This window comes from Neobacillus drentensis, from assembly GCF_036965425.1.
GTDB classification, from domain to species: domain Bacteria; phylum Bacillota; class Bacilli; order Bacillales; family Cytobacillaceae; genus Neobacillus; species Neobacillus drentensis_F.
Genome location: NZ_JBALPP010000109.1, coordinates 1 through 3,274, shown reverse-complemented (window position 1 = coordinate 3,274; position 3,274 = coordinate 1). Strand labels below are relative to the sequence as shown.

At 40.6% G+C, this 3,274-nt stretch carries 3 protein-coding genes; all 3 read left to right on the top strand.

Annotated elements, in window-relative coordinates; all coding sequences use genetic code 11:
• The first annotated feature begins 105 nt into the window (after positions 1 to 105).
• The 3 genes from V7161_RS23640 (at position 106) to lysS (ending at position 3,016) form a co-directional block, all read left to right on the top strand.
• Entirely contained in the window at positions 106 to 312 is a 207-nt protein-coding gene (locus tag V7161_RS23640; protein ID WP_289989690.1) for a helix-turn-helix domain-containing protein, read from the top strand.
• Between the two features lie 11 nt (positions 313 to 323).
• Positions 324 to 1,325, top strand: coding sequence for a tRNA dihydrouridine synthase DusB (gene dusB, locus V7161_RS23635; protein ID WP_335715280.1), 1,002 nt, complete (start codon positions 324 to 326; stop codon positions 1,323 to 1,325).
• Between the two features lie 206 nt (positions 1,326 to 1,531).
• Entirely contained in the window at positions 1,532 to 3,016 is a 1,485-nt protein-coding gene (lysS, locus tag V7161_RS23630) for a lysine--tRNA ligase (protein ID WP_335715279.1), read from the top strand.
• Positions 3,017 to 3,274 lie beyond the last annotated feature (258 nt).

The following is a 3,274-nucleotide window of genomic DNA, read 5'->3' as shown; positions in this document are numbered from 1 at the left end:
TATGATTCCATTTTTAGAAATTAATCATGATAGTAGATTACCTATCAAAGATAAACCTCTTGAAGCATGGTTAAATGAATTACCAGATAAAGAAGGAGTCAGAATATGGAAGCGGAAAAATGGGGAAGACGAATTCGTGCCTATCGAAAGCTAAAAGGATATACACAGGAAAGCTTTTCAAGGCAGCTAGGTGTATCAGTGTCCATTTTAGGAGAGATTGAACGAGGTAACCGCCTGCCAGCAGGTGAATTACTCGAAAGGATTGCACATTCCTTGAAAATTACCATAGATGATTTAACTCCAAAGGAATAGGAGGTTGTTATATGTTAAAAATCGGCGATATTGAAATGAAGAACCAAGTCGTTTTAGCACCAATGGCCGGCGTATGTAACTCTGCATTCCGTTTAACGGTAAAAGAGTTTGGTGCTGGTTTAGTTTGTGCGGAAATGGTCAGTGATAAAGGAATCGTTTTAAAAAACGAAAAAACGATGAATATGCTGTATATTGATGAACGGGAAAAACCGCTTAGCCTGCAAATTTTTGGCGGTGAAAAAGAAACGCTAGTCGAAGCAGCCAGATTCGTAGATCAAAACACCAATGCCGATATTATCGATATTAATATGGGCTGCCCGGTACCGAAAATTACAAAATGTGACGCAGGTGCAAAGTGGCTCTTAGATCCAAATAAAATCTATGAAATGGTATCTGCGGTTGTGGATGCTGTTGAAAAGCCTGTTACTGTGAAAATGCGGATGGGCTGGGATGAAGACCATATTTATGCGGTTAAAAATGCGCAAATGGTTGAAAAAGCGGGCGGCAAGGCAGTTGCCCTGCACGGCCGTACCCGTGTGCAAATGTATGAAGGAACGGCAAACTGGGACATTATTCGTGAGGTAAAGCAATCAGTTAATATCCCAATCATTGGGAACGGTGATGTACAAACCCCGCAGGATGCCAAGAGAATGCTCGATGAAACCGGTGTTGATGGCGTTATGATCGGCCGCGCCGCGCTTGGAGACCCATGGATGATCTACCGCACGGTGCAATATTTAGAAACAGGCAAGCTAATGGATGAACCATCTGTCCGGGAAAAGATTGATGTTTGTATCCTTCATTTAGACCGATTAATTGCCTTGAAAAATGAAAATATTGCCGTTCGTGAAATGCGCAAGCATGCTGCCTGGTATTTAAAAGGAGTGCGCGGAAACGCAAGAGTGCGTAACGCTATCAATGAGTGCAATACCCGTGAAGATTTAGTCCTCTTGTTAAATGGTTTAGTTCATGAGGTTGAGGAGCAGGACCAAAACCAGGCGATTGTCGGCTGAGTTTGACTTTCTTTGTCTCATTTTCTATAATACTTTTGTTTAAGAATGCAAGCTGCCAGTAGAACAACTGGCAGTTTTTCTTCTATCTAAAAACATTTTTAATGTCTGAATACTCAAGTTTGTGTAAAATAATATAGTATGTAAAAAAATTGGTGAGTATTCTTTTTAGTTTTACATAAAAAAGAAGTAATGGAGTTGAATTAGTCATGAGTCAGGAAGAATTAAATGACCAATTAAGGGTCAGACGGGAAAAAATGCAAAGCATGCGTGAAAATGGACTTGACCCATTTGGCAAGCGTTTTGATCGTTCTCACAATACCCTTGAATTGATTGAACAATATGGAGAGTTGGAAAAAGAAGAACTTGATGCAAAAAATGTTTCTGTTTCACTCGCAGGTCGTATTATGACGAAGCGTGGAAAAGGAAAAGCAGGATTTGCCCATATTCAAGACTTAACCGGCCAATTGCAAGTATACGTAAGGAAAGATGCAGTCGGCGAAGAACAGTATGAAATCTTTGATTCTGCTGATTTAGGCGACATCATTGCAGTAACAGGAACCCTATTTAAAACTCAAGTTGGAGAGTTATCTGTAAAGGTTCAAGAATTCGTATTCTTAACTAAAGCACTTCGTCCGCTTCCAGATAAATTCCACGGTCTAAAAGATGTTGAGCAGCGCTACCGTCAGCGTTACTTGGATTTAATTATGAGCCAGGAAAGCAAAGCGACTTTTATTGCCCGCAGTAAAATTATTCGCGCGATGCGTCGTTATTTAGATGATCAAGGCTATTTAGAGGTAGAAACACCAATGATGCATTCCATTGCCGGTGGTGCGTCTGCACGTCCGTTTATTACACACCACAACGCGTTGGATATGCAATTATATATGCGGATTGCCATCGAGCTTCACTTAAAACGCCTGATTGTCGGCGGTCTTGAAAAAGTGTATGAAATTGGCCGTGTATTTCGGAACGAGGGTGTTTCTACCCGCCACAACCCAGAATTCACAATGATTGAATTGTATGAGGCATATGCTGATTACCGTGATATCATGAGCTTAACTGAAAATTTAATTGCCCATATTGCACAAGAAGTAGTAGGAACAACCACGATTCAATATGGCGACCACGAAGTAGACCTTAAGCCGGAATGGAAGAGACTCCACATGGTAGACGCTATCAAGGAATATACGGGAGTAGACTTCTGGAAGGAAATGAGCGTAGAAGAGGCTCGTGCGCATGCCAAGGAGCACGGAGTAGAAATTAATGATAACATGCTTTATGGTCATATTGTAAATGAGTTCTTTGAGCAAAAGGTAGAGGAAAAGCTCATTCAGCCAACCTTTATTTTTGGCCACCCAGTGGAAATCTCTCCGCTTGCCAAGAAGAATGATGAAGATCCACGCTTCACTGATCGCTTTGAGTTATTTATCGTAGCACGTGAGCATGCAAATGCCTTCACTGAGCTTAACGACCCAATTGATCAAAGAGAGCGTTTTGAAGCACAGCTAAAAGAGCGCGAGCAGGGTAATGATGAAGCCCATATGATGGACGAAGACTTCGTTGAAGCGTTAGAGTATGGTATGCCTCCAACAGGCGGATTGGGAATCGGAATTGACCGTCTGGTAATGTTGTTAACGAATTCCCCTTCAATTCGTGACGTACTATTATTCCCACTAATGCGTCACCGATAATATATTTGAAAAAAGTGCCGGTGGATCCGGTGCTTTTTTTGTTAAGAGAAATTCGAATATTTTTACTTTACCTTTTGTTCATAAAAAGTATAAAAAAGCTATTGCATGGAAGGATAAATGGTGGTATATTAATAAACGTTGTTGCGAAACAACATGTTTTAAAAAAAGAAAAACAAAAAAGTTGTTGACTTCAAGTTAATAACTTGGTATGATAAGAAAGTCGCTTTTGAGCGACGTTGAAATTGCTCTTTGAAAACT

Coding starts and splice junctions, on each gene's coding strand:
- lysS (WP_335715279.1), top strand. CDS start 1,532: ATGAGTCAGGAAGAATTAAATGACCAATTAAGGGTCAGACGGGAAAAA.
- V7161_RS23640 (WP_289989690.1), top strand. CDS start 106: ATGGAAGCGGAAAAATGGGGAAGACGAATTCGTGCCTATCGAAAGCTA.
- dusB (WP_335715280.1), top strand. CDS start 324: ATGTTAAAAATCGGCGATATTGAAATGAAGAACCAAGTCGTTTTAGCA.